Annotated in this window: 21 protein-coding genes and 1 riboswitch; of the genes, 9 read left to right on the top strand and 12 right to left on the bottom strand. The window is 71.1% G+C overall.

Translation table 11 applies throughout. The annotated features are described in order from the left end of the window. The first annotated feature begins 174 nt into the window (after positions 1-174). A complete protein-coding gene (locus IQ210_RS43220; RefSeq protein WP_194084784.1) occupies positions 175-1,413 on the top strand; it encodes a carboxylate--amine ligase in 1,239 nt (412 codons plus the stop codon). Between the two features lie 75 nt (positions 1,414-1,488). Further along, complete coding sequence (locus IQ210_RS43215; RefSeq protein WP_194084737.1) at positions 1,489-2,685, top strand: FAD-dependent oxidoreductase; 1,197 nt, start codon at positions 1,489-1,491, stop codon at positions 2,683-2,685. 144 nt (positions 2,686-2,829) lie between these two features. Here the strand turns inward: IQ210_RS43215 and IQ210_RS48115 are convergent, their stop codons facing one another. From IQ210_RS48115 to IQ210_RS43200, 3 genes are all read right to left on the bottom strand, one after another. Further along, positions 2,830-5,841 carry an NACHT domain-containing protein gene (locus IQ210_RS48115; protein WP_194084736.1) on the bottom strand — a complete coding sequence of 1,004 codons (3,012 nt, stop codon included), beginning with the start codon at positions 5,839-5,841 and terminating at the stop codon, positions 2,830-2,832. Continuing rightward, entirely contained in the window at positions 5,816-6,490 is a 675-nt protein-coding gene (locus IQ210_RS47695) for a hypothetical protein (RefSeq protein ID WP_256782100.1), read from the bottom strand. Before IQ210_RS47695 ends, IQ210_RS48115 begins: the two co-directional genes overlap by 26 nt. Positions 6,491-6,561: 71 nt before the next feature. After that, entirely contained in the window at positions 6,562-7,707 is a 1,146-nt protein-coding gene (locus IQ210_RS43200; protein ID WP_194084735.1) for a glycoside hydrolase family 53 protein, read from the bottom strand. A 234-nt stretch (positions 7,708-7,941) separates the two neighbouring features. Here IQ210_RS43200 and IQ210_RS43195 point away from each other — a divergent pair, with 234 nt between their 5' ends. Beyond that, the gene (locus tag IQ210_RS43195; RefSeq protein WP_194084734.1) at positions 7,942-8,748 is read left to right on the top strand and encodes an HAD family hydrolase; all 807 of its coding nucleotides are present in this window, start codon (positions 7,942-7,944) and stop codon (positions 8,746-8,748) included. A 39-nt stretch (positions 8,749-8,787) separates the two neighbouring features. On the opposite strand, the gene IQ210_RS43190 is transcribed toward IQ210_RS43195, so the two are convergent. The 3 genes from IQ210_RS43190 to IQ210_RS43180 form a co-directional block, all read right to left on the bottom strand. Continuing rightward, the gene (locus IQ210_RS43190) at positions 8,788-9,234 is read right to left on the bottom strand and encodes a transglycosylase SLT domain-containing protein (protein ID WP_194084733.1); all 447 of its coding nucleotides are present in this window, start codon (positions 9,232-9,234) and stop codon (positions 8,788-8,790) included. Between the two features lie 3 nt (positions 9,235-9,237). Next, a riboswitch (cyclic di-AMP (ydaO/yuaA leader) is annotated at positions 9,238-9,412 on the bottom strand. A gap of 217 nt (positions 9,413-9,629) precedes the next feature. Beyond that, complete coding sequence (locus tag IQ210_RS43185; protein WP_194084783.1) at positions 9,630-11,624, bottom strand: CocE/NonD family hydrolase; 1,995 nt, start codon at positions 11,622-11,624, stop codon at positions 9,630-9,632. 16 nt (positions 11,625-11,640) lie between these two features. Continuing rightward, on the bottom strand, positions 11,641-13,143 hold the full coding sequence (locus IQ210_RS43180; RefSeq protein WP_194084732.1) for a peptide MFS transporter: 1,503 nt from the start codon (positions 13,141-13,143) through the stop codon (positions 11,641-11,643). 207 nt (positions 13,144-13,350) lie between these two features. Here IQ210_RS43180 and IQ210_RS43175 point away from each other — a divergent pair, with 207 nt between their 5' ends. The 5 genes from IQ210_RS43175 to IQ210_RS43155 all read left to right on the top strand — a co-directional run bounded on the left by IQ210_RS43175 (position 13,351) and on the right by IQ210_RS43155 (position 18,840). After that, complete coding sequence (locus tag IQ210_RS43175) at positions 13,351-14,361, top strand: polyprenyl synthetase family protein (protein ID WP_194084731.1); 1,011 nt, start codon at positions 13,351-13,353, stop codon at positions 14,359-14,361. A 219-nt stretch (positions 14,362-14,580) separates the two neighbouring features. Further along, positions 14,581-15,468, top strand: a complete 888-nt coding sequence (locus IQ210_RS43170) for a CHRD domain-containing protein (protein ID WP_194084730.1) — start codon at positions 14,581-14,583, stop codon at positions 15,466-15,468. Positions 15,469-15,734: 266 nt separating this feature from the next. Continuing rightward, positions 15,735-16,922 (top strand): LolA family protein, encoded by a 1,188-nt coding sequence (locus tag IQ210_RS43165; protein WP_194084729.1) that lies wholly within the window; start codon positions 15,735-15,737, stop codon positions 16,920-16,922. A gap of 39 nt (positions 16,923-16,961) precedes the next feature. Then, positions 16,962-17,930 carry an ABC transporter ATP-binding protein gene (locus tag IQ210_RS43160; protein ID WP_194084728.1) on the top strand — a complete coding sequence of 323 codons (969 nt, stop codon included), beginning with the start codon at positions 16,962-16,964 and terminating at the stop codon, positions 17,928-17,930. Next, positions 17,917-18,840: an ABC transporter permease gene (locus IQ210_RS43155; protein WP_194084727.1), complete on the top strand. Its 924-nt coding sequence runs from the start codon at positions 17,917-17,919 to the stop codon at positions 18,838-18,840. The genes IQ210_RS43160 and IQ210_RS43155 overlap by 14 nt, the downstream gene beginning before the upstream one ends. Before the next feature lies 1 nt (position 18,841). Here IQ210_RS43155 and IQ210_RS43150 read toward each other — a convergent pair whose 3' ends face one another. After that, positions 18,842-19,426: a flavodoxin family protein gene (locus tag IQ210_RS43150; RefSeq protein WP_194084726.1), complete on the bottom strand. Its 585-nt coding sequence runs from the start codon at positions 19,424-19,426 to the stop codon at positions 18,842-18,844. A gap of 82 nt (positions 19,427-19,508) precedes the next feature. Next, positions 19,509-20,009 carry a DUF6668 family protein gene (locus tag IQ210_RS43145; protein ID WP_194084725.1) on the bottom strand — a complete coding sequence of 167 codons (501 nt, stop codon included), beginning with the start codon at positions 20,007-20,009 and terminating at the stop codon, positions 19,509-19,511. Between the two features lie 217 nt (positions 20,010-20,226). Here IQ210_RS43145 and IQ210_RS43140 point away from each other — a divergent pair, with 217 nt between their 5' ends. Continuing rightward, the gene (locus IQ210_RS43140) at positions 20,227-21,702 is read left to right on the top strand and encodes a tetratricopeptide repeat protein (RefSeq protein ID WP_194084724.1); all 1,476 of its coding nucleotides are present in this window, start codon (positions 20,227-20,229) and stop codon (positions 21,700-21,702) included. A 9-nt stretch (positions 21,703-21,711) separates the two neighbouring features. On the opposite strand, the gene IQ210_RS43135 is transcribed toward IQ210_RS43140, so the two are convergent. From IQ210_RS43135 to IQ210_RS43120, 4 genes are all read right to left on the bottom strand, one after another. Continuing rightward, complete coding sequence (locus IQ210_RS43135; protein ID WP_194084723.1) at positions 21,712-22,662, bottom strand: M28 family metallopeptidase; 951 nt, start codon at positions 22,660-22,662, stop codon at positions 21,712-21,714. 144 nt (positions 22,663-22,806) lie between these two features. Further along, the gene (locus tag IQ210_RS43130) at positions 22,807-23,280 is read right to left on the bottom strand and encodes a VOC family protein (RefSeq protein WP_194084722.1); all 474 of its coding nucleotides are present in this window, start codon (positions 23,278-23,280) and stop codon (positions 22,807-22,809) included. A gap of 397 nt (positions 23,281-23,677) precedes the next feature. After that, a complete protein-coding gene (rarD, locus tag IQ210_RS43125; RefSeq protein ID WP_194084721.1) occupies positions 23,678-24,679 on the bottom strand; it encodes an EamA family transporter RarD in 1,002 nt (333 codons plus the stop codon). A gap of 155 nt (positions 24,680-24,834) precedes the next feature. Then, entirely contained in the window at positions 24,835-25,689 is an 855-nt protein-coding gene (locus IQ210_RS43120) for an SDR family oxidoreductase (protein WP_194084720.1), read from the bottom strand. Positions 25,690-25,695: the final 6 nt, after the last annotated feature.

The following is a 25,695-nucleotide window of genomic DNA, read 5'->3' as shown; positions in this document are numbered from 1 at the left end:
GTTACGGCCGAGTTGCCTGTCTCGGCAGTGCCTAAAGAGTTAGCAATGTCCTGATAAGCATCGGTCGGAGGCGGCAATTCCGGCTTAGCTTCCTTTGGGGACAACGGGCGGGGTGGGGCCGTTCCGTGGACGGGACACGTGGGGGGACCCGTGGCCAGGAGTGCAGACGTGCGTGTGCCGTTCGAGCCCGACAGAGAGGTACCGGGCTTGATCGTGAAGTTCGGCGACTATCCGCTGCACCACGGCGGGGTCGGCGCGATCCGCAGCCTGGGCCGTCTCGGCGTCCCGATGTATGCGATCACGGAGGACCGTTACACACCCGCCGCCGCTTCCCGCTACCTCGAGAAGGCCTTCGTCTGGCCCACGACGGGCACGGAGGAGCCGGGCCGGCTCGTCGAGGGACTGCTCAGGATCGGCCGCAGGATCGGACGGCCCGCCGTCCTGGTGCCCACCGACGAGGAGGCCGCGGTGCTGATCGCCGAGCACCGCGTCGAACTCGGCGCCCGCTTCCTCGTCCCGCCCGTCGAGCGCGGCCTGCCGCGCCGGCTGGCCAGCAAGCAGGGGCTGCACGAACTCTGTGTGGAACACGGCATACCCAGCCCGACGGCCGCCTTCCCGCAGTCCTACGACGACATCGTCGCGTTCGCCGACAAGGCCCGCTTCCCGGTGGTGGCCAAGAACCGGGAGGCGTTCGTGCGGCGCACCCGGCCGGCCGTGAACGGCACGACCCGGATCGGCACCCGGGAGGGGCTGCTCGCCCTCGCCCGTGACTGGGGCGAGCAGCCCGCGGTGATCCTCCAGGAGTACCTGCCGAGGGAGGAGGCCGAGGACTGGATCGTGCACGCCTACTTCGACGCGGACTCCACCCCGCTCGCGATGTTCACCGGCGTGAAGGTCCGCTCCTGGCCGCCGCACGCCGGAATGACGGCGAACGCGTACGTCGTCGACAATCCGGAACTCGCGGACCTCGCCGCGCGTTTCATCAAACAGATCGGCTTCACCGGAATCATCGACCTGGACCTGCGCTTCGACCGGCGCGACGGACTGTACAAGCTCCTCGACTTCAACCCCCGTATGGGCGCCCAGTTCCGGCTCTTCGAGAACGAGTCGGGGGTGGACGTCGTCCGCGCCATGCATCTGGACCTGACCGGCCGCTCCGTTCCGGAGGGGGAACAGCGCGCCGGGCACCGGTACATCGTGGAGAACATCGACCTGCCCGCCCTCCTCGCCTACCGCCGCAGCGGCTATACGACGCCGCACGCGCCGGGGCGGGCGAGCGGGACGGAGCTGGCCTGGTTCGCGGGGGACGACCCGCTGCCGTTCCTCACGATGCTCGCGCGCTTCGTACGACCGGGCGCGAAGCATCTCTACCAGCTGTGGCGGACCAACCACCGCGGCGCCGCCACCCATTGACCTGCCAAGCCGACGAACGACAACAGCACACGCACCACCACGAAGTGACGAAGTGATGTCCTGGGGAGGGACTTCGTGATCCGACCAGTCGCAGTCATCGGCGCCGGGCCCTTCGGGCTGTCGACCGCCGCACATCTCAGGGCCCGCGGCATCCCTGTCCGTGTCTTCGGCGAACCCATGGTGAGCTGGCGCGACCACATGCCCGCCGGCATGCTCCTCAAGTCCACCCCGGTGGCCTCCAACCTCGACGCCCCGCAGCCGGGCCACGGCCTGGTCGACTACTGCGACGCGGCGGGCATACCGCGGCTGGTGACGGACGAGGACATCATCCCCGTGGAGACGTTCATCGCCTACGGCGAGTGGTTCCAGCAGAAGCTGGTGCCCGAGCTGGAGCGGGTGCGGGTCGTGTCCGTCGACCGGGACAAGGACCACGGCTTCGAACTGAAGCTGGACTCGGGCGAGTTGTTCGCCGCGCGCGCGGTCGTCGTCGCCACCGGGCTCTCGGGCCTCGCGCATCTGCCCCCGGAGCTGACCCTGCCCGACGGCCCCACCCCGACCGGCCCCGTCTCCCACAGCTCCCAGCACCACGACCTCAGCCGCTTCTCCGGCCGCGAGCTGATCGTCGTCGGGGCCGGTCAGTCCGCGCTGGAGACGGCGGCCCTCGCGGCGGAGGCCGGCGCCCAGGTCAGGGTCGTGGCGCGCGGCCGGGGCAGCGTCGCCTTCGGGGCCCCGCCCTGGAAACAGCCCCGGCTGCGCCCGGAGTCCCCGTTCGGCCGCGCCTGGTCCCTGTGGGCGCTCAGCTACTACCCCCACCCCTACCGCCGGCTCCCGGCCCAGGCCCGCCACTACCTGGTCCGCCGCGTCCTCGGCCCGCTCGGCGCCTGGTGGCTGCGGGACCGTTTCGAGGGCAAGGTCCGGGTCAGCGAGGTCCGCCGCGTCCTCAAGGCCGACACCGCAGACGGCCACCCGTCCCTGACCGTCCTCACCCACACCGGCCGCACCGAACGCCTCGCCGCCGACCACGTCATAGCCGCGACCGGCTACCGCGTCGACCTCGCCGCGATGGACTTCCTCGGCCATGAGCTCCGCACCCGACTCGCGGTGAGCCGCGGCGCGCCCAAGCTCGGCGCCGGTTACGTCTCCTCGGTGCCGGGCCTGTACTTCACGGGCCTGCCGTCGGCGTCGTCGTACGGACCGGTGATGCGCTTCGTGTGCGGCACGGAGTTCGCCTCACAGAGGCTGGCGCGGCATCTGGTGGCGGCGCACGGCTGAGCAGCCGCGGCGCGGCGCACCTGCCCGGGCCTGCCTGCGCAAGCGCGTCTGTCCCGGCCTGCCTGCGCAAGCGCGCCTGCCCCGGCCTGCCTGCTCAGCCCTGCCTGCGCAAGCGCGCCTGTCCCGGCTCGTCGCAGGAGTGCGCTACGCCCCGCCTGCACGGCCGTGCCGGACGGACACCCACGGGGGAACGGTCGTCTCGTCCAGCCGGGTGTCGCCGCTCACCACCACCTTGACCTTCCTCGCGCCGGCGGGGCGGGCGATGCCGGAGAGGTTGAGGGGGGTGCCCTCGGGACCGGTGACGTCGCGCAGGTCCAGCAGGGCGAGCCGGGTCAGCCGGTCCAGGCCCGCCAGGTCGGGCGGCACCGTGCAGGAATGCAGTCCGAGGCTCTGCACACCCGGCGCCGCCCGGAGGACGGCCGGGAGGTGGTCCGTGAGGTCGTAGCCGCCGAGGTCGAGTTCGCGCAGGTGCGTCAGCGTGGCGAGGGCATCCGTCCAGCAGGGTCGGCCCGCGCCCGCCAGGGACAGCTCCTGAAGCCCGGAATGGCGTGGTGCCAGCCACGCGAGATCCTCGCCCTCGCGCAGCCCCATCATGCCCAGCACGAGGAGGGATTCCGGCAGGGGCACGTTCCGCAGGCTGAAGGGCAGCCAGCGCCACAGCACCAGGCGCCGAAGCTCCGTCAGTTCGCCCAGAGGTGTGAGGTCCGGGAGCTGCCCCTCGCCCTGGAGCGCCAGCTCCCGCAGGGTGCGGCAGGTGCCGAGGGGCGTCAGATCACTGTCCTCGGGCAGGGCATCGACGCGGAGCCGTCGCAGCCCCGTGAACCGGCGCAATCCGCCGAGCACCTCCGGGTCGCAGGGGACGGCGAGTGCCAGTCCTGCCACGCGGTCGGCCAGCCGTGTCGCAGCGGCCGTCCACTCACCGGGCCGGGCGATCGGCAGGTCCATGGCCCCGCGCCCGTCGGAGACGTCCAGGGGCAGCAGGGACAGGACGCGCTCGGCGTACCGGTCGGGGTCGAAGTACTGCCAGCCGCCGACGAGTTCGCGGTAGGCGGCGCGCAGCCGGTTCGCCTCGCGACCGGCCGCCTTCCCGGCCGCCTTGGTGGGATGCTCCCCGGCCGCCTTCCCGCCCGCCTTGGTGGGATGCTCCCCGGCCGCCTTCCCGCCCGCCTTGGTGGGATGCTCCCCGGCCGCCTTCCCGCCCGCCTTGGTGGGATGCTCCCCGGCGGCCGCCCGGACCGCCGAGGCGCACTGCCGTGCGTATCCGCTCAGCAGCGTCAGTGCTTGTTCGCCGCCGCCGTCGCCCGTGAGCGCCGCCGTGAGGACGGTCAGTCCGGCCGCCTCACCCGTGAGTCGGTCGAGATCGCGCGGCAGCGCGCGCAGCGTCCAGTCCGGTACGGCCGCGAGGGCACGGGACTCGGCCCGGCGCCGTGGCGGCAGTACGGAGTCCGCGGCCGGGTGGAGCAGCTCCAGCAGCTCCTTCGGCGGGGCGCGTCGCGTGTCGAGGCAGGAGATGGCCAGGCGCCACAGCAGCCGCTCGTGGTGCAGCTCGTCGCGCGCACGAGCCGCGAGCCCCTTCACCAGCGTGCCGTGCTGCGCGGGAGCGGCGAGGTAGGCGGCCATGAGGACGGTGTCGCGCCAGACGTCGAGGTGGGCCCGGTCGATGAGGAACCGCATCTCGCCGATGTTCTTCAGCGCGGCCTCGGCGGTCAGGTACTCCTGGAAGGACCGGTGCACGAACCCGACCGCGTCGCTGAGCGGCGACACCCGCAGAATCCCGGAGCGGGCGATGAGGTGGTCGACGACCTCCTCGGCCGTGACGCCGAGATCCCGCCGGTGCTCACCCAGTTCCTCTCGCACATGCCGGAGCAGCGGGGCGCGCGCCATCTCGGAGAGCCCGCTCCGGGACAGCCGCCAGGCCAGCCCGTACAGCATGCTCAGTACGTCCGTGTCCGACGCGGCGAACCACGACCGCGCCCGCGGCACCTGCTGGTCCCTGCCCCGGTCCACCATCAACCGCACCGCCTGCCGGAACGCCTCCGTGGGGTGGTCGGGAAGCCGGCGGTGCTCCTGCCACAGCGCGCAGATCAGCGAGGCGTACAAGGGGGTGCCCACGAGCTCGGCGAGCGCCGGGCGCGCCTTCAGCGCCGCGAACACCTCCTGCGCGAATCCCTCCGCCGCGTCGCCGGGCCGGGCACCCCCCGGAGCCGAGGCGGCATCGCTCGGCCCGACCGGATGCGCCCGGTACCAGTTCCCGACGAACCGGGCGAGCTCTTCGGGGTTCATCGGCTCGAGGAGGGCCTGCCGGAACCCCCGGTCGGTGAGCCGCTGGTCGACCGATGTGGTGGGGCGCGCGGTGACCACGACCCGGTTGCCGGGATACGCGGCCAAGCGGTCGAGCAGCCAGACGTGGACCCGTTCCTGAGCCTCGGGCACCAACTCGTCGAGGCCGTCGAGCAGCAGCAGAACCCGGCCCTGCGCGGCGCGCCGCTCCAGCCACCCTTCGGGAGCGTCGATGCCGGCGCCGGTGCGCGGCAGTCCGTCCCACGTCGGCAGCCGACCGTCGGCGTACTCCCGCAGTTCGACGAGTACGGGCGTCACGCCGCGCAGCGCGACGAGGTGTCCCTCGAAACGGTCCTGGGCCGCGCTGTGGGCGAGGCGTCTCAGCAAGGTGCTCTTCCCGGAGCCCGCCTCGCCCCGCACGAACAGCCGCGGCGTGTCCGCCAGCACGGCGTCGACCGGCAGCGCGACGGCACCACGGTCGCCCTCGCCCTCGCCCGTGAGGCTGACGCGAAGGTGGGTGTAGGCCATGGCGAGCCCCGCGCGTTCGACGCGGCGGCCGGTGAAGCCGTAGAGCGGGATCTCCTCCAGACTGGCGCCGAGTCGGCGGAGGTACGCCTCCTCGAAGACGCTGTCCAGTTGCGCAGGGCGCGGGACGCCCGGCGCGGGCTCCTCCTGCTCCTCGGCCTCCAGCAGTTCGGCGAGCGGGCGCAGCCGGCGGTCGCCGTCGAAATGGGTCCGGATCTCCTCGGGAGGGACGCCCTGATGCTGCGCGTTCTGGAGTGCGGCGGCAAGGGATTGCCGGAGTCTGATCTCGCCGGTTTCCTGCAACCGCCGCTGAAGCGGCGGCAGTTCACCCGGAGTGCCGGCCCCGCCCACTGCCTGCCCCCTCCGCCTCGTCCGGACCCGCCTCCTCGGACTCCCCGAACTCCCCGAACTCCCTCTGCCACGCCATGAACTCCTCGATCAGCTCAGGCGGGTTGGCGTACTCCGTCGCGTGGGCCTCCCAGCCGGGGCAGTCCATGTCGAAGACGACGACCGGGAGCGGGCGGCCGAGGGTCTTCTCGATCACCCCGTCGGCGTGGAGGTGGCGGGCGAGGTCGATGACGGCGTCGTAGAAGTGCCGGCGGAGGAGGTCGGTGCGGGCGCGGAGGTCGTCGTCGTGCAGCACCCGGTCGAGGTCGAACTCGCCCTCGTACCAGACGCCGAGCTGCCTGACCTCCTCCACGTACACCCGGCTGCCGGCCGGGTCCTCGGGGATGTTGCCGAGCATCTCGAAGCCGTCGAGGAGCCAGTAGGCGTAGTTCCAGCGGACCTCGCCCTCGTCACCCGGGTACTTCTCCCGCTCGTACTGGCTCTCGGTGTTGTAGCCGATGGCCACGTACGGGTGGCGGTCGTCGCCGTCGATGCGCCAGATACGGAAGGACAGGGCGTAGATCTCGGGCTTGAGCTGCTCGGGGAAGCGTGCGAGGACGCCGACCGCCGCGGTCCGCAGATGGTTCAGGAAGGTCTCCGGGTGATCCGTCACCCCGTGAGCATCTCACCCACACCATGAGGGGGGCGGGCCCGCGACCGCCGACGGATCACCGACGAGGAGGCTTACGACCGGTAGTGCCCCAGCGTCCGCAGTCCCGGCAACGCCCGGTCCTCGAAGTCGAACAGCGCGAGGTTCTCCCATGCGTTGCCCGACGTCGGGTCCTCGGGGTTCCAGCCGCTGCCGGCGCGGTAGGTCCAGGCGCCTTCCCAGTAGCAGTGGCCGAGGCCCTGCCCGTTCGGGACGGCGGCCATGAGGTCGGCCACCGCGCGCAGCCACGCGGCCTGGCCCTCGGGCGTGGCGGGGAAGCCGGGGGTGAGCTGCGAGGGGCTGTTGAGGATGTCGTTGACGTCGTCCTCGCTGCTCAGCGTGAACGGGTAGGCGGTCTCGGCGATCACGACCGGCTTGCCGTAACGGGCGGTGATGTCGGCGAAGTTGGCGGCGGCCGCGTCCAATCCGCCGTGCCAGAAGGGGTAGTACGACTGGGCGATGATGTCGAAGTCCAGGCCCTGGGCGACCGCGTTGTCGAACCACCAGCGGGACGTGCCGTTGTCGCCTCCGGCGGCGAGGTGCAGCATCGTGCGGATGCGGGGCTGGGTGTCCCGGGCGGCGCTCAGCCCGGCCTTCAGCAGCAGGGCGAGGTTGCCCCAACCCCCGCCGTCACTGCCCCAGTTCTTGCCCTCCGGCCACAGCAGACCGCCGTTGATCTCGTTGCCGATCTGCACGAACTCGGCCGGGGTGCCCTGGCGGCGCAGCGCGCCCAGCACGTCGGCCGTGTGGTCGTACACCGCACGGGACAGGCCCGTCACGTCCAGGTCCGCCCAGGCGGCCGGCTTGGTCTGGTGCGCCGGGTCGGCCCAGGTGTCGGAGTAGTGGAAGTCGATCCAGATGCCGATGCCGGCCTGTCTCAACCGGCGGGCGAGCGGGAGGATGCGCGCCTTGTCGTTGTAGCCGTCGACCGGGTCGACCCACACCTTCAGCCGGGCGTGGCTGATCCCCGCGCGGGCGAGCAGCCGGAGCGGGTCCACGCGGTGGCCGTCGGCGGTGCGGTACACGGCGCCGTGGTCCTCGTTCTTGGGCAGCGAGGAGATGTCCATGGCCCGGATCTCCAGGCGGCGCCCGCCCGAAGAGGCGGCGGCAGGCACCGCCCCCAGCACGGGCACGGCCAGCGCGGCGGCTCCCGCAGCGGTCAGCACACTGCGTCTACGCATGTCAGAGTCTCCTGTGATCGTTCACAGCATCAGAGCGTCGCGACTCCCGCGATCAACAAGTAGGTAACCCGACGCCCCTCCCCATGACAAGGGGTTGAATCGCTTCTCTGCTGTGCACGCTCACAGGCCATCCAGCGCTCAGTGCCCAACCGGAGCCGACGTCAACGGATGTGAAAGGTGCGGCCGTCCGGTTCGCGTCGAGTCGGCGGGGGATTCCATCCGTATTCTCTGATCATGGCCGCACCCACCGCATATTCACTCGTCGCCACTGACCTGGACGGAACCCTCCTCCGGGGCGACGACACGCTCTCCGACCGGTCGCTCGCCGCACTCGCGCGGGTGGCGTCGGCCGGGGCCCGGCATCTGGTGGTGACCGGCCGACCGGCCCCGAGAGTGCGGCCGCTCCTCGACGACCTCGGCAGCACCGGACTCGCGGTGTGCGGGCAGGGCGCGCAGGTCTACGACGCCGGCGCGGACCGTCTGCTGTGGTCGGTCACCCTGGACCGGGAGTTGGCCGAGACCGCGCTCGGCAAGATCGAGGCCGAGGTGGGGCAGGTGTACGCGGCCGTGGACCAGGACGGCGTCGACGGGCTCACGCTCATCGAGCCCGGGTATCTGATGCCGCACCCGACCCTGCCCGCCGTGCGGGTGGGCCGCCGCGACGACCTGTGGTGCGAGCCGATCAGCAAGGTGCTGCTGCGCCACCCGGCCCTGTCCGACGACGAGTTGGCGGCGACCGCGCGCGGAGTCGTCGGTTCCCTCGCGACGGTGACGATGTCGGGCCCCGGCACCGTCGAACTCCAGCCATGCGGCATCACCAAGGCGACCGGCCTCGCGCTCGCCGCCGACTTCCTCGGCCTGGGCCCGCGGGACACCCTCGCCTTCGGCGACATGCCCAACGACATCCCCATGTTCGACTGGGCGGCCCACGGCGTCGCGATGGCCAACGCCCACCCCGAACTCAAGGCCGTGGCCGACGAGGTGACCCTGTCGAACGAGGACGACGGCATCGCCGTCGTCCTCGAAAGACTCTTCAACTAGCCCTGGGCGGAAGGCTGTTCAACCAGCCCTCGGCAGGCCTCAGTAGGCGCCCCACACGTTGTCGATCGACCCGTACCGCTGCGCCGCGTAGTTGCAGGCCGCGGTGATGTTCGCGACCGGGTCGTAGGAGTCCCACGAGGTGCCGGCCACGTGGTACGCGTTGAACGTCGGGTCGATCACCTGGAGCAGGCCCTTGGAGGGCGTGCCCGCGGCGGCGTTGGAGTCCCAGTTGTTGATGGCGTACGGGTTGCCCGAGGACTCGCGGATGACGTTGCGGTAGATGCCGTCGTACGAGCCGGGAATGCCGTTCTGCGCCATGACCTGGAGCGAGGCGCGGATCCAGCCGTCGAGGGTGTTGGAGTAGCCGAGCGAGGTGGCGGTGACCGTGGTCGCGGTGGCCGCGGACGCGGTGGTCGCGCCGACGACGGGGAGGGCGAGTGCGGCGACGGCGGCACCGGTGACGGCGAGCTTGCGGGACAGACGCATGACGAAGTTCCTCTCCGGCGCCTGCGAGGTGAGCTGTCGGGTTCGGGCGGGAGCTGCCCGGCCATGCCGAGAAGGCATGACTTAACCCCGAGCCGTACCGGTGCGTCCGAGGACGTCCGGCCCGGCGACTTACCTGGGTCCCCCGCTCCTGCCGTGAAGTTCTCTGCGTGAGGTGAGCGGTCTACGGGTGGCGGCAGGATTCGGCGTCCACCCGGGCCCGGAACGTATGCGACTGCACATGTCCGAAACAAGTACCGGATTCACAGATCGCACCTGTTGACCTTGGTGTCCGGCTTGCGCGCCGCGGAATTCCGGGGTTTTCGGACAGGGCGAAGTGAGCCAACTCACCGTGGAGAACGAGAACGGCAAATCGGGCAATAATCCCCAACTGGCAGTTAACCGGCGGTCCGTGGAATCCGCTTCTCCCAGGTCCGGTGGAACACCACCTCGCCGCCCTCCGTGCAGATCACCTCGTTGGACGTCAGAAACACAGCCGCTTCACAGGTGATCTCCGAACGGGTGCGGACGGTGGTGTCCCAGCCCAGCTCCGGCCGGTGCAGCCGGATCGACCAGTTCGAGCGGGCGCGCGCCGACAGCGGGTCCGCCTCCTGGATCGTGTACGTCTCCAGCGCGTCCTCGGTGAACTCCAGGCCGTCGGGATAGAAGCGGGTGCCGCCGTAGCGCGGGTCGACCTCGAGCCGCCACTCGCCCTTGGCGACGTCCCGCACGACCAGCCGCTCGGGACGGGGCTCGTCGAGGGTGGCAGGGAAGTTGACGCCGAGCGGCTCGGACTGCTCGGGCTCCCCGAAGGTGATCTCACCGGCCGACTCCCGCACACGCACCGGCAGTTCGAGGAAGCTGCCCGCCGGGTCCAGCGTGAACCCGGCCTCGGACTCGGGCTGCGGCCAGATCCACGGCCAGTACGCGGAGGAGACCGCGAGTCGGATGCGGTGCCCGGGCGGGAAGACATGCCCGATGCCGTTCAGCTCGAAGACGACCTCCCCGGTCGCCCCCGGCTCCCACGGCACCGCCCGGTCCCGCCCGTGCCGCGCCGACAGGTTCAGCACGCCCCGGGTGACCAGCGTCGACGACCCGTCCGGCGCCACATCGCACAACCGCGCGATCACCTGCCCGCGCGGCACCTCGCACGTCACCCGCAACCGCACCCGGGGCCGCCCCAGCACCCACGTCTCCTCACCCACCGCGAACTCGAAGCAGGCCGACCGGGCGTCCTCCTCCCGCTGCTCCGGCGGCAGATCGGCATCGTTCCCGAACGGGAAGAACCGCCCGGCGTCCACGCCCGTGTGCTGCGGGGAGCGGACCAGGACAGGGGCGCCCTGGAGGCCGTACGAGATCGTCGTGACGTGGGGGGAGGGCCAGGCCGGCTCGCCGACCCAGCGGCCGGGGAGCGTGTCGTAGACCGTGGCGGGGCGGTGGGAGTCGCTGACCCAGGCGCGCAGGAGGGGTTCCCGCATGACGCCGGTGTCGACGCCTTTCAGGTGCTGGTCCCACCAGCGCAGGGTTTCCTGGAGGAAGCCGATCGCCGGGCCCGGCGGCAGCCCGCGGTCGGGGTACTGGTGGGACCACGGGCCGATCAGCCCGCGGACCCGGTCCGACGGCAGGTGCTCCACCAGCCGGAGCACTGTGTCGCGGTACGGGTCGTGCCAGCCGCCCACCGCCAGGACCGCCGCGTCGATCGCGTCGTAGTCCTCGCAGACGCTGCCGTGCCGCCAGTAGGCGTCCCTGGTCTGGTGGTCCAGCCACGTGTGGATGAACGGGTCGACGTGCTCCAGGCGCTTGAGCCACATGTCCCGCCAGGCCAGGCCCACGTACTGCGGGTCCGGCGGCCGGGAGACGAACGCCAGCATGGTCGCGGCCCAGGCGTGCATGTCGACGGCGAGGACGGAACCACCCATGTAGTGCACGTCGTTGTCATAGCGGTCGTCCGTGGAGCAGACCGTGACGACCGCCTTGAGCGGTTCGGGCGCGAGGGCCGCGATCTGGAGGGAGTTGAAGCCGCCCCAGGAGATCCCGAACATGCCGACCTTGCCGTCGCACCAGGGCTGCGCCGCCAGCCAGTTGACCACCTCGACCCCGTCGGCCAGCTCCGTCGCCGAGTACTCGTCCGTCGGCAGCCCGCCGCTGTTGCCGTGCCCGCGGACGTCGACGCGCACGGAGGCGTAGCCGTGTCCCGCGTACCAGGGATGGCGCTGGAAGTCGCGGGGCGCGGTCCAGTCGGTGAGGCGGTACGGCAGGTATTCGAGCAGAGCGGGTACCGGTTCCTCGGTGAGCGGCCGCCACACACGCGCGTACAGCAACGTCCCGTCCGGGAGCGGGATGCGCAGGTCCTCGTGGGTCGTCTCGTAGGGGAAGGACGTACGGATGTGCAGGCTCATCGCTGTGACCTCAGTGGACGGGGTGCATGGTGCGGCGCAGCCAGGGCGCCGCGGCCATCACTGCGAGGCCCGCGGCCACCGCGATCGTGCCGTTGACGCCGAAGTAGGCCGGGTGGGAGACGTCGTCGTAGAGCTTCACCGTCTGCGCCTGGATGCCGTTGGCGAGGGCGAGCGACAGGAACCACAGGGACATGGTCTGGCTGGAGAAGGCGGCCGGGGCGAGCTTGGTGGTGGCCGACATGCCCGAGGTCTCCAGGAGGATGTCGCCGAGCCCCAGGAGCAGGTAGGAGCCGACGATCCACCAGGCGGACATGAGGTAGTCGTCGGAGGAGTGCCCGGAGGTCGGCAGCACCATCAGCAGGAACGACAGGCCGCCCAGCACGACCCCGATGGCGATCTTGTTGGAGGCGTGCGGCTGACCGCGGCCCATCCGCACCCACAGGGCGGCCACGAAGGGCGCGAGCCCGACCTCGAAGGCGCCGAGCGCGGAGGCGTACCAGCTCGCCGGGAAGTCGAAGCCGAGGATCGTCGTCTCGGCGTTCGTGGAGGCCAGCAGCATCATCGTGCTGTAGGCCTGGAAGAGGATGAAGTTGAAAACGGTCGAGGCCAGGAAGAGGACGATGTATGGCTTCAGCCGACCGCGTTCCTCGGCGGTGACCCGGGGGCTGCGGAACATCACCGCGAAGTAGACGACCGGCGCGATCACCGAGATCAGCGTGAGCAGGTCGACGAACCGGTCCATGGTCAGCCAGCCGACACCCCCGAGCAGCCCGGCGACCACGGCCACGACGACGACGCCTATGACGATCAGCCGCACCGCCCGCCGCATCGCGTCCGGCGCGAGCGCGAACTCGGCCGCGTGCTTGCGCCCGGCCAGGTGACGGCGCCCGGCGACGTACTGGATCAGCCCGAAGGTCATGCCGATCGCGGCGGCCGAGAAACCCCAGTGCCAGCCCTTGTGGTCGCCGAGCCAGCCGGTGATCAGCGGGCCCGCGAAGGCGCCGATGTTGATCGCCATGTAGTAGAGCGCGAACCCGGCGTCACGCCGCTCGTCGTCGGTCCGGTACAGCTTGCCGACCATGGTGGCCACATTGGGCTTGAGCAGGCCTGTTCCCGCGCTGATGAGGCCCAGGCCCACCCAGGTCATGGTCGCGGTCGGCACCGCCATGGAGTAGTGCCCGCAGGCGATCAGGACGCCGCCCCACAGCACCGCGCGGTACGAGCCGAGCATGCGGTCGGCGAGCCAGCCGCCGGCGACGGAGACCAGGTAGACGAGGGTGCCGTAGGCCGCGGAGACGGAGGCGGCGGTTCCGGCCGCCATGCCCATGCCCTCGTGCGCCACCGAATCGGCGAAGTACAGGACGAGGATGGCCTGCATGCCCAGGAACGAGAAACGCTCCCAGACCTCCAGACCGGAGAGGGTGAGCAGGCCTTTCGGCTGGCCGAAGAAGGCGGTGTCGTCCTCGGGAGGCGGCTGGTTTCCGGGGTCGACATCGACGGTGGTTCGAGACACGCTCTACTGCTTCCGGGTAAGTCGATGGATATCCGTACTTTTCAGGTGATCAGAAACATACCGGCCGTGATCCGATACCGCCCCTGCTGCACGGGTGGGGGGCGACGGTGATCGAAAGGTGACCGGATACGCTGACTTGAGTGAAGGCAGCGACCTATCGACATACCGCGTAATCGCCAGTAGACACCAGCAGACAGGAGACCCCTCGTGACCGTCGTCGGGCCGTTCGGGCTGAGCGTGCGGGACCAGGCTCTCGAAGCCGATGTCCAGGCCGGATTGGCTGCTGTCGAGGAGGGTTTGCTCGAAGCCACCAAGAGCGAGGTCCCCTTCATCACGGAGGCCGCGCAGCATCTCGTCCGCGCGGGCGGCAAGCGCTTCCGGCCGCTTCTCGTGATGCTCACTGCCCAGTTCGGTGACCCCTATGCGCCCGGCGTGGTGCCCTCGGCGGTGGTCGTCGAGCTGACCCACCTGGCGACGCTGTACCACGACGACGTCATGGACGAGGCCTCCGTCCGGCGGGGCGTGGACAGCGCGAACACCCGCTGGGGCAACTCCGTCGCCGTCCTCACCGGAGACTTCCTCTTCGCCCGCGCCTCGCAGATCCTCGCCGACCTCGGGCCCGAGGCGGTCCGTATCCAGGCCGAGGCGTTCGAACGGCTCGTGACCGGACAGATCCTGGAGACCGCCGGACCGGTGGACGGCCGGGACCCGGTCGAGCACTACCTCGACGTCCTCGCGGGCAAGACCGGCTCGCTGATCGCCGTCTCCTGCCGTTTCGGCTCGATGATGTCGGGCGCCGACGAGTCGGTGGTCGACGTGCTCACGCAGTACGGGGAGCGGTTGGGCGTCGCCTTCCAGCTCGCGGACGACGTCCTCGACATCGCCTCCGAGGGCCACGAATCGGGGAAGACGCCCGGCACGGATCTTCGCGAGGGCATTCCCACGATGCCGGTGCTGCGGCTGCGGGAGCGTGCGGCTCGGCTGGGGCTGGCGGAGGACGCTGCGCTGTGCGAGCTGCTGGACTCTGACCTGGGTGACGATGAGCGGCTTGCGGAGGCGTTGGCTGCGCTGCGCGGGCATCCTGCGTTGGAGCAGGCTCGGCGGGACACGGTGCGGTTTGCTGAGGAGGCGCGGGCTGCGCTTGCTCCGTTGCCGGAGTGCGATGCGAAGGCTGCGCTGACCGAGCTTTGTGACGCTGTGGTGCATCGGGCGGGCTGAGGGGGTGCCTGGTTTGTGCCGGGTGCCGTCTGCGGGTTCGTTGTGGCTGGTCGCGCCCACGCGGCGGAGCCGCAAATCGATAGAGCCCCGCGCCCCTTCAGGGACGTCAGTGTGATGCGTGTCACATATCTGGGCTGAGTCCACGCTCAGATCTGTCCCGTATGTCTCGTCAGAAGCCGGCGCGGGGGTGTCGGCTCTTCGAAACGGGGAGACGAGTTCATGCGTAAGAGGCTGATCGTCAGTGCTGTCGTCCTGGCTGCCGTGGCCACTCCCACTTCGGCCTTAGCCGTCGGGAACACCACCGAGGCCGCCACCGTCCTCGCCACCAGCCTGCGCGGCGCCAACGAGGTGCCCGCGGGGGACGCGGACGGGGCCGCGCTCGAGTTCGTCAAGGTGCAAGGCGACCAGGTGTCCGTCGCCGTGAAGTGGCGGGGGCTCGACCGGCCCACGGCCCTGCACATCCACCAGGGCGCCAAAGGGGTCAACGGGGACGTCAAGGTCGACTTCAGCAAGGTGCTCGGGAAGGGCAAGGGGCACAGTGTCACCGGCACCGTGACGGTGAAGGACGCGGCGCTGCTCGACGCGCTGAAGTCCGACCCGGGGGCGTTCTACGCCAACCTGCACACCAAGCGGTTCCCCGGCGGCGCCGTCCGCGGCCAGCTGCACAAGGTCACCGTCGCCGGGTTCGACTTCCGTGACGCGCTGAGGAACTTCCAGGCGTCCGTGGTGAAGGGCGAGCAGATCTACGAGTGCAAGGCGGCCACGGGCGGCGGCTACGCGTTCGCCCAACGGGACGTCAGCGCCGTGCTCGGCGGCCGGATCGCGCACTCGTTCGTGGCCCCCAACTCCGGTACGCCGCAGTGGGTCGCGCCCGACGGCAGCGCGGTCACCGGCGCCGTCCTGTCCCGCACCCCGAACGGCGACGGCAACATCCCGGAGCTGGACCTGAAGGCCACTCAGTCCGGCAAGCAGCACGGCCTGCTGGCCCGTACGACCGAGATCCTGCGGCTCAACACCGTGGGCGGCGTCGCCCCGGCCGGCTCCTGCACGCCGGGGGAGATCGTCGGGGTGCCCTACCACGCGGACTACGTGTTCCTGCGCGACTGACGCGATACGACCGGAGCGGCGTCGTCCGTCCGACCCCTACGGGTCGGGGGAGGCGCCGCCTCCGTGTGTCATACCCCAGGTGTACGCGGAGTTGAGCCCGCGGGCTGACGCCCCGACCCCGTCGATTTGGTCAGATGGGAACCACGGGAAAACACCAATCCTCACCGATTCGGGTGAGAATGGCGGCTACGGGATGGACGAGGGGGCACTTCCCATGAGGGAGAGCTTCGAAGGACGCCGCCGCCGACGACGGAGGTAAGGCACACATGGCACCGTACGAATCCGACGACAGCACGCTCGCGGAGGAGGCCGACGACCTGCGCGCTGGGCGACGCAAGGCCGCGCGGTACGTCGTCCCGGTCGCGGTCGTGGGGGTGGCCGCGGCGACCATCGGGCTCGTCCCGGCACTCGCCGACTCCGGCGACCCCGACCTGCCGAAGATCAGCGCACAGGAACTCATCGAGAAGATCGCCGCGTCGGACGTACAGCAGCTGTCCGGCACCGTGAAGATCACCACGGATCTGGGGCTGCCCGACTTCGGTGGGCTCGGGGACGCCTTCACCGGCGGCGCCTCGCGCTCCGGCGGTGACGGGTCGTCCGCCGACCCCTCCACCAAGCTGACCGAACTCGCCACCGGCACCCACACCCTGCGCGTCGCCTCCGACGGCCCGGACAAGCAGAAGGTCTCGGTCCTGGAGGACGCGGCCGAGTACAGCCTCATCCACAACGGCAAGGACGTCTGGGGCTACGACAGCAAGTCCAACGAGGTCTTCCACGGCACCGCCGACGAGAGCGCGAAGCACGACGAGGAAGCCCCGGCCACGCCCAAGGACTTCGCCGACGACGCCCTCAAGGCGGTCGACGACACCACGTCCGTGACGGTCGACGGCACCGCGCAGGTGGCCGGCCGGGACGCGTACCGGCTCGTCATCAAGCCCAAGGACGACGGGTCCACGGTCGGCCAGATCACCGTCGCCGTGGACGCCAGGACCGGGATGCCGCTGAAGTTCACGCTGACCCCGTCGAGCGGCGGCGCGGCCGTCGTCGACGCCGGCTTCACCCAGGTCAGCTTCGCCAAGCCGGCCGCGTCCACGTTCGACTTCACCCCGCCGAAGGGCGCGAAGGTCACGGAGGAGGACAGCACCGCCGCCCCGCGGGACAAGCGCGGGCCGGAGGAACTCGGCGGCCTCGACGGGCTCAACGTCATCGGGGACGGCTGGGACTCCATCGCCACCTTCGACACCGGCGGCCAGGGCATCCCGTCCGGCTCCGAGGTCGGCGGCGACTTCGGCGGCTTCCTCGACTCGCTCGGCGACAAGGTGAGCGGCAAGTTCGGCGAGGGCACCGTCTTCAAGACGCGGCTGATCAACGCCCTGATCACGGACGACGGCAAGGTCTACGTCGGCGCCGTGACCAAGGACGCGCTGGTGAAGGCGGCGGACGCGGCGAAGTAGCCACCGTACGCAGTACTCGGGGACGAATCGAGGGAGCCGATGGACCAACCGCCCGCCACGGAGCCGCATCCCGAGGGCGCGGGTGACAGCGTCATCCACACCCGCGCGCTCACCAAGCGCTACCGCGGCGGGCAGCTCGCCGTCGACGGTCTCGACCTGACCGTCCCGGCGGGCAGCGTCTTCGGCTTCCTCGGCCCCAACGGCTCCGGCAAGACCACCACCATCCGCATGCTGATGGGCCTGATCGAGCCCACGTCGGGCACGGCCCGCGTCCTGGGGCAGCCCATGCCGCGCGCCACCCGCGCCGTACTCCCGCACGTAGGAGCCCTGATCGAGGGCCCGGCCCTGTACGGCTTCCTCTCCGGCCGCGACAACCTGATCCGCTACGACGCCGCCGACCCGACCGCCGACCCCCGCACCCGGCGTACCCGCGTCGCCACGGCCCTGGACCGCGTCGGCCTGTCGGCGGCGGCCGGCAAGAAGGCGAAGGCGTACTCGCTGGGCATGAAACAGCGACTGGGCCTGGCGGCGGCCCTCCTCCAACCCCGCAAGCTGCTGGTACTGGACGAGCCGACCAACGGCCTCGACCCCCAGGGCATGCGCGAGATCCGCTCCCTGGTCCGCGAGTTGGCCTCCGACGGCACCACGGTCTTCCTCTCCTCCCACCTGCTGGACGAGATCGAGCAGGTCTGCACGCACGCGGCGGTCATGGCCCAGGGCAGATTGATCACCCAGGGCCCGGTGACAGACCTGGCAGCGAGAGGCCGCTTGGTCGTGACGACCCCGGACACAGGGGAGGCGGCGAGGGTCCTGAAGGAACAGGGGATCGCTGATGTAGTGGTGGCGGAAGACCGCGTGACGGCAGAGCCACCAGAGGGCGAACTGGCCGACATCAACGCCGCGTTGGTGGAAGCGGGGGTGCGCGTCAGAGGGTTCGGTGTGGAACGAGCGTCTCTGGAGGAGGCCTTCGTGGCGCTGACGGGGGAGGGTTTTGATGTCGCCGGTTGAGACGAGTGCCGTTCAGGGGCGCGGGGAACTGCGCGACCAGCCCCCACCGACCCGCAGCCGCCGCACAACCCCACGAGGCACCCTCTTCGCCAACGAACTACTGACGACCTTCCGCCGCTGGCGGACCCTGGCCCTCCTGGCCGTCCTCGCCGCCGTCCCCATCCTCGTAGGCATCGCCATCAAGATCGAGACCAGCGACGGCGGCGGCGTGGGCGGGGGCCGCGGCGGCGGTGGAGAAGGCCCCGCCTTCATCTCCCAGGTCACCAACAACGGCCTCTTCCTGGTGTTCACGGCGTTGGCGGCGACCCTCCCCTTCTTCCTCCCGATGGCCATCGGCGTGATCGCGGGCGACGCGATCGCGGGCGAGGCCAACGCCGGCACCCTGCGCTATCTGCTGGTCGCCCCGGCAGGCCGCACCCGCCTGCTGCTCACCAAGTACGCGACGGTGATGACGTTCTGCGTGGTCGCCACCCTCGTCGTGGCGATCTCGGCACTGGCGGTCGGCGCCCTCCTCTTCCCACTCGGCGATCTGACGACCATCTCCGGCACACAGATCACCTTCGCCGAGGGGCTGGGCCGGGCCTTCCTCATCGCCCTGGTCGTCGCCGCGTCACTGACCGGCGTGGCGGCCCTCGGCCTGTTCGTCTCCACCCTCACCGGCAGCGGCATCGCGGCGATGGCGACGACCGTGGGCCTGCTCATCACGGTCCAGATCCTCGACCAGATCCCCCAACTGCACGCGCTCCAGCCGTACTTCTTCTCGCACTACTGGCTGTCCTTCGCCGACCTCATGCGCGAACCCGTCTACTGGGACGAGCTGCAGAAGAACCTCGGCCTCCAGGCCCTGTACGCGGCGGTGTTCGGGTCGGCGGCGTGGGCGAGGTTCACGACGAAGGACATCACGGCGTAGCTCACACCTCTTCGTACGGGAAGCGGGCGAGCGGCGCCTCCCGCGCGAAGAACGTCTTCGCGCGCGCCAGCGCCTCCGTGTCCCGCAGCACGTCCCCCGGCTTGCTGCCGTTGCCGAGCAGCACCCCGCCGAACCGCATCCGCAGGTACGCCGCCGAGTGGTTGAGGGTGCCGACCAGCGGGTCGGCGACCTCGAACTCCTCGTGGGCGAGCGCGGTGACGCCCCACAGGGTGCGGCCCGCCATCGTCGCCTTGAAGTCGACGCCGGGGGTGCGCAGCCAGCCCGACCAGTGGTCGAGGTAGCGCTTGGCCTGGCCGGAGACCGAGTACCAGTACAGCGGCGACGCGATCACGATGTCCGTCGCCGCGACGGTGGCGTCGAAGAGCAGCCCCGTGTTCCCGTCCGTCGGCCGCACATGGTCGCTGTCGTGCCGTAGATCCTCGAAGTCGGGCAGCGGATGCTCCGCGAGGTCGATCCAGCGCTGCTCGACGTCCGCGGGCAGCTGCTCGGCCGCCCGCCGGGCCAGCAGCTCGGTGTTGCCGTCGCTGCGGCTGCTGGCCAGGAGGAACAGGAAGCGGCGGGTCATGAGGACTCCAGGCGGTAGTGACGTACGACGATTACCTGCACCTGCATCATATGCGTGCGCAAGTAAATGTCCAAGGGGCCTCTCAGTGCGCCCGCCCTGCCGCGCCCGTCAGCCGGGCCAGCGACGCCGTCTCGCGCGGGGGGTGCCCGGACAGGTCGCCGAGCCGCCAGGCCGGGACCCACGGGACCCGGTACACGTCGATCACCGACTCGATGACCTTCACGTGCTGGGCGAGCGGTTTCGGCAGCCGCCCCGGCGCGTCCGCGACCAGCACCACCGCGTCGAGGTCGAGCCCCTGGGGAGCCGCGCCGCGCCGGAAGACCTCCAGGGCGCCCAGCACGGCGGCGAGCCCGGCCGCGTGGGTGCGGGCCACGAGCAGCACCGACGGGGGATCGGCGGGGCCTGGCCAGTCACGGCCGCAGTCATGGCCGCCGTAGACGAATGAGAGAGTGGAGGTGCCGGCCCCGCCGTGGGTGCCGACCCAGGAGAAACGCCGTGCCGTGGTGGCAGGGGTGGGCTCCGGCGGTGGGTCCTGCGGTACGGCCACCGGCCCGCGGATCCAGATCTCCGGTCCCTGCTGCACGTACGCTCTCCTTCCCCGAGGTCGCTCCCGGCCCGCCTGGGACGAGTCTGTGACGCCACGGTGACGTGAGTACCGGGAGCGAGCGGAGAGACTACTCAACAGTACGTGTACGACCGGCTCTTGACGCCGGGGGAGCGGAAGGCCGACGGCCGGAGGGAGCACCATGGAACTCGAGCACGCCCTCCGCCCACTCCCCGACGCACCGAGTGAGGGAACGATGTCGCGACTTGGCCGTGAGAAGCGGGAACAGCAGAGTGCCGTGCTCGCGGCGGCGCCGCTCGACGTGCTGGTCCGACCCGGCGGTGCCACGGTCGGCGGGGTGCCGGTCGGCGCGGTGCCGGGCGAGGAGATCCAGCAGACCGTCCTGAACCACCTGCACCGCATCGCCCTCGCCACCGGTCACTCCGTGTACGCCACGGTCCACGACGAGCGCATCGGCTATGTCGTCGCCCTGCGGATCGAGCGGGACGGTTCCAGCCAGTTCACGGCGGAGCCGCGGCCCACGGCCCCGCCGGCCGGGGTGGGACAGACGGCGTGGCCGACCGCGGCGGGGCAGGAGGAACCGGCCCCGCCGACCGCGGCACCGGTCGCACCACCCGCGCCCATGACCGACGACCAGCCCCAGCGCGACAAGCCCACCCACCTCCTTCGCGCCCCCTCCGAACCGGCGACCTTCCTCCTGCGGCCCCTCCCGGAAGAGGCTGCGCCGGAAGGGGCGGCGGAGAGCGAAGGGCAGGCCCCGCGCGATGCCGCGCGAACGTTCCGCGAGGCGGAGGGCGAAGGGCAGGCCCCGCGCGATGCCGCGCGAACGTTCCGCGAGGCGGAGGGCGAAGGGCAGGCCCCGCGCGATGCCGCGCGAACGTTCCGCGAGGCGGAGGGCGAAGGGCAGGCGCCGCGCGATGCCGTGCCGACGTTCCGGTTGCGGGCCGTGCCCGAGTGGGTGGAGAACGCGGCGCCCGGCACCGTAGCGCCCCCGACGGGACAGTTCGGCCCCCCGCCGGTGATGGACGCACCGCGGACGGACGTATCCCGGACTGACGCGCCCCCGGCGGACGCCGAGCCTCAACCTCAGCCGCAACCCCAGCCGGCCTCCGCGCCGAAGCCCGTCCTCGGCCTCGGCGCGTCCGTCCGGCTCGACGACCCGGACCCCAAGCCCACCCCGCCGCGCGGCTTCGACGCCGTGGCCGAGGCGGTGCTCGGGGACGATCCGGCGACCGCCTACGACGGGGGCGGCACCGCGATGCTCGCCGAGCCGATGAGCCGGATCAACGAGGCGGTGAAGGAGGGGCGGACGGAGGAGGCGGCGCGGCTGTCCGAGCAGACCGTGGCGCAGGCCACCGGAGCGCTCGGCGCGGAGCACCCCGAGGTGCTGCGGCTGCTCGAACTCACCGCGTACATCGCCTACTTGGCCGGTGACCCGGTGCGCGCCTTCGGGCTCTCCCTCGACCTGGCGAGGACCCGCCGCCGCGCCCGGGACGCGGAGGCCGCGTACGGCAACGTCCAGAGCGCGGCGACCGCCTGGCGTGCCGTACGCGACCCGGAGCTGGGCCTGCGCATGGGCGTGGACCTGATCGGGCTGTGGACGGAGCTGACGCGCGAGGACGGTCCGGCGGCCGAGGACATCGAGCAGCTGGAGTCCGCCCACGCCCGTATGAACCGCCTCGCCGAACGCGCCCGCAAGCTCAGCCAGTAGCCGCCTGAGTCATGAGGACAGCGCCCACACCGCGTACGCGATCGCGTCGCTGTTCCGGTTCAGCGCCGTGTCGTTGATGTTGGACGTGGTGTCGCAGGACGAGTGGTAGCAGCGGTCGAAGGCCTGTCCCGACGTACCGCCCCACTTGGCCGCCTGCGCCGCCGTCTTGACGTAATCGGCGCCGCTGAACAGCCCGCCGACCGGAACCCCGGCGTTCTTGAACGGGGCGTGGTCGGAGCGGCCGTCGCCCTCGGTCTCGATCTCCGTCGCGACGCCGAGGCCGGCGTAGTAGTCCTTGAACGTCTTCTCGATCGCGGGGTCGTCGTCGTAGACGAAGTAGCCGGGGTTGGGGGAGCCGATCATGTCGAAGTTCAAGTAGCCGCTGATTTTCGCTCTGTTCGTCGACGAGAGGTTGTTGACGTAGTAGCGGGAGCCGACCAGGCCCAGCTCCTCCGCGCCCCACCAGGCGAACCTCAGGTGCTTGGTGGGCTGGTAGTTGGCGCGGGAGACGGCCAGCGCGGTCTCCAGGACGGCCGCCGAGCCGGAGCCGTTGTCGTTGATGCCGGGTCCGGCGGTGACGCTGTCGAGGTGCGAGCCGGACATGACGACCTGGTTGGTGTCGCCGCCCGGCCAGTCCGCGATCAGGTTGTAGCCGGTGCGGCCGGAGGACGTGAACTGCTGGATCGTGGTGGTGAATCCGGCGGCGTCGAGCTTCGCCTTCACATAGTCGAGGGAGGCCTCGTAGCCGGCGCGGCCGTGCGCGCGGTTGCCGCCGTTGGCGGTGGCGATGGACTGGAGCTGGGTCAGGTGTGCCTTGACGTTGGCGACGGGGATGTCCGGGGCGGCGGCCACCGCGGGGTCCGGGGCGGGGGCCGCCCCGGCTATGGATCCGCCGACGAGGAGAGTCGCGGCCGCGGTGACGGCGGTGGCCGTGGCGCGTCCGGGAACCGAGAGCTTCATGTGGGGGGCTCCGAATTCCTTGGGAATCACAGGGATTCCACAGCGAATGGGGTGCCTGGATGGTGAAGCTGTGACTAACTCTCCGTCAAGAGCGGTATCAGGACACGGGTGTTCGTATACCGGGCGGCGCCCCCCGCCGATCCGTCATTGCACGCAGAACTCGTTCCCTTCCGGGTCCGCCATCACCACCCACGCCCCCGAGGGCTCCTTCACCTCCCGCAGCACGCTCGCGCCGAGCCCGGTCAGCCGCTCCATCTCGGCCTCCCGCGGCCCGTCACCGGGGTGGAGGTCGAGGTGGAGCCGGTTCTTCCCGGTCTTCTCCTCCGGCACCCGCTGGAACAGCAGCCGCCGGCCGAGCCCGGTGCCGCTGTCCTTGTCGTACGGGTCCGCGGGATGCCGTACGGCCACCAGGTCGCGGAAGGCGAGCCGGGAGTGGAACTCGACGGTGGCCTCGCGCGGCAGCGCGCCGAGCTCCAGCAGCCGCTGGATGAGAGCGTCGTTGTCCTCGACCTCGTAGTGCAGCGCGGCGGCCCAGAAATCGGCCTGGGCCTGCGGGTTCGCACAGTCGATCACGAGCTTCCAGTGCACGGGCGCGGGTGTGGTCGGTGTCGATGTCATGCGGCCACTTATAGCGCCGCCCGAGGTCAGGAACTGTCCTAAAGGACCTCGATGGCCCGCGCGTCGTACGGCTCCCACACCTGACAGTCCTCGCGGGTGTCCCATGGGAAGGGAGCAGGAGCTGCGCGGCTGGTCGTCGTTCCGGACCGCGCTCGCTCTGGTGATCATGGGCTGCGACGCGGTCCTGGCCCCCACTCTCACCCCGCGCCTTGTCGCCCGGTTCGGCAACGCGCGGGTGGTGGTCGGCGGCTTCCTGCTGGCCGTGCTCGCGTACGGGCCGCTGACGATCGCCGTGACCGAGGGGGGGGGACGACACCGAGCAGGGGCTCGCGAGCGGGCTGCTGACCACCTCGACGCAGTTCGGCTCGGCGATCGGGATCTCGGTGGTGACCGCCGTCTACGGCTTGGCGTCGACCGGGTCGGGTCCGGCGGCGACGCTCTCGGCCTTCCGCGCGGCGCTCGTGGTGCCGGTCGCGATGGTGGCGGCGGGCCTGCTGATCTCCGCCCTCAGCCTGCGGGCCGAGCGCAGGGCGTCCCAGGTCAGCAGCGACAGTGCCAGCCAGACCAGCGCGAAGCCCGCCCACCGCTCGGGCGGCATGGCCTCACCGAAGTAGAGGACGCCGAGCAGGAACTGGAACACCGGCGCCAGGTACTGGAGCAGACCCAGCGTGGACAGCGGCACGCGGATCGCGGCGGCGCCGAAGCAGATGAGAGGGAGCGCGGTGACCAGGCCGGTCCCGGCGAGCATCGCGGCGTGACCGGGGCCCTCGGTGAGGATGGTGGCGTCGCCGTGCGAGGCCAGCCAGATCAGATAGCCGGTCGCGGGCAGGAACTGCAGCGCGGTCTCGGCGGCCAGCGACTCCAGCCCGCCGAGGTTGACCTTCTTCTTCACCAGCCCGTAGGTGGCGAAGGAGAAGGCGAGGACGAGGGAGATCCACGGCGGTCGCCCGTACCCGACGGTCAGCACGACCACGGCACCGGCGCCGACCCCGACCGCCGCCCACTGCACGGGCCGCAGCCGCTCCTTGAGGAGCAGGACGCCCATCGCGATGGTGACCAGCGGGTTGATGAAGTAGCCGAGCGAGGCCTCGACGACCCGGTCGTTGTTCACGGCCCAGATGTAGACGCCCCAGTTGACGGCGATGACGGCCGCGGCGACCGCGATCAGCGCGAGCCGCCGGGGCTGGCGCAGCAGCTCGCCGGCCCACCTCCAGCGGCGCAGGACGACCAGGGCCAGGACCACGACGAGCAGCGACCACACCATCCGGTGGGCCAGCACCTCGAACGGTCCGGCGGGCTTGAGCAGCGGGAAGTACAGGGGGAACAGCCCCCACATCCCGTACGCCGCGAAGCCGTTCAGCAGTCCTATACGCCGCTCACCGCTCGGCTTCCCGGTCACGGGCCCTCCTTCTCACGTTCATCGCCTGCAAGAAGGTAGCGCCGAGCGCCCCCGCCTGTCATGCCCGTATCGCTATACGGTCATGACAGGCGGGGGCGTGGGTTCCCGGGGGTGCCGGTCAGCCGCCGGTCAGCCCTTGGGTGCTTTGCGGAACTTCAGCCCTTGAGCGCGACGGCGATCGCGTCGGCCAGCGGGGTCGTGGGGCGGCCCGCGAGGCGGGACAGGTCGCCCGAGTCGACGACCAGCTCGCCCTTGGCTATCGAGGCGTCCACGCCGGCGAGGATCACGGCGAACGGCTCGGGCAGTCCGGCGCCGGTCAGGATGCCGACGAGGGCCTCACCGGGCACGGCGTTGTAGGCGATCTCCTTGCCGGTCTGCCGGCTGAGCTCGGCCGCGTACTCGGCGAAGCTCCACGCGGTGTCGCCGCCGAGCTCGTACGTCTGGTTCTCGTGGCCCTCGCCGGTGAGGACGGCGACCGCGGCGGCGGCGTAGTCGGCGCGCGAGGCGGAGGACACCCGGCCCTCGCCGGCGGCGGCGACGACGGCGTTGTGCTCCAGGGTGGGGGCGAGGTTCTCGGTGTAGTTCTCGTGGTACCAGCCGTTGCGCAGCAGTACGTAGGGCAGGCCGGAGGCGAGGAGCACCTTCTCGGTGGCGCGGTGGTCGTCGGCGAGCGCGGCGCTGAGGGTGCCGGGGGCGCTGGTGTAGGCGAGCAGGGCGACGCCGGCGGCCTTGGCGGCGTTGATCACGACCGTGTGCTGGCCGGGGCGGTCGTTGCCGACCTCGCTGCCGGAGATGAGGAGCACCTTGTCGCCGGCGGCGAAGACGCTGTCGAAGGTCTCCGGGGTGTTGTAGTCGGCGACGGCGAGCTTCACGCCCCGCGCGGCGAACTCGGCGCCCTTCTCCGCGCTGCGCACGACCGCGGTGACCTGGTCGGCCGGAACCTTCTCCAGCAGCTGCTCGATGACGTGGCGGCCCAGGTGGCCGTTGGCTCCGGTGACGACGATGCTCATGATCTG

The sequence above is a fragment of the Streptomyces justiciae genome (assembly GCF_015163075.1).
GTDB classification, from domain to species: domain Bacteria; phylum Actinomycetota; class Actinomycetes; order Streptomycetales; family Streptomycetaceae; genus Streptomyces; species Streptomyces justiciae.
The sequence above is the reverse complement of the archived record's forward strand: the minus strand, read 5'-3'. Positions and strand labels throughout refer to the sequence as shown.

Coding starts and splice junctions, on each gene's coding strand:
- IQ210_RS43200 (WP_194084735.1), bottom strand. CDS start 7,707: ATGCGTAGACGCAGTGTGCTGACCGCTGCGGGAGCCGCCGCGCTGGCC.
- IQ210_RS43195 (WP_194084734.1), top strand. CDS start 7,942: ATGGCCGCACCCACCGCATATTCACTCGTCGCCACTGACCTGGACGGA.
- IQ210_RS43190 (WP_194084733.1), bottom strand. CDS start 9,234: ATGCGTCTGTCCCGCAAGCTCGCCGTCACCGGTGCCGCCGTCGCCGCA.
- IQ210_RS43170 (WP_194084730.1), top strand. CDS start 14,581: ATGCGTAAGAGGCTGATCGTCAGTGCTGTCGTCCTGGCTGCCGTGGCC.
- IQ210_RS43165 (WP_194084729.1), top strand. CDS start 15,735: ATGGCACCGTACGAATCCGACGACAGCACGCTCGCGGAGGAGGCCGAC.
- IQ210_RS43160 (WP_194084728.1), top strand. CDS start 16,962: ATGGACCAACCGCCCGCCACGGAGCCGCATCCCGAGGGCGCGGGTGAC.
- IQ210_RS43155 (WP_194084727.1), top strand. CDS start 17,917: ATGTCGCCGGTTGAGACGAGTGCCGTTCAGGGGCGCGGGGAACTGCGC.
- IQ210_RS43150 (WP_194084726.1), bottom strand. CDS start 19,426: ATGACCCGCCGCTTCCTGTTCCTCCTGGCCAGCAGCCGCAGCGACGGC.
- IQ210_RS43140 (WP_194084724.1), top strand. CDS start 20,227: ATGTCGCGACTTGGCCGTGAGAAGCGGGAACAGCAGAGTGCCGTGCTC.
- IQ210_RS43135 (WP_194084723.1), bottom strand. CDS start 22,662: ATGAAGCTCTCGGTTCCCGGACGCGCCACGGCCACCGCCGTCACCGCG.
- IQ210_RS43130 (WP_194084722.1), bottom strand. CDS start 23,280: ATGACATCGACACCGACCACACCCGCGCCCGTGCACTGGAAGCTCGTG.
- IQ210_RS43120 (WP_194084720.1), bottom strand. CDS start 25,689: ATGAGCATCGTCGTCACCGGAGCCAACGGCCACCTGGGCCGCCACGTC.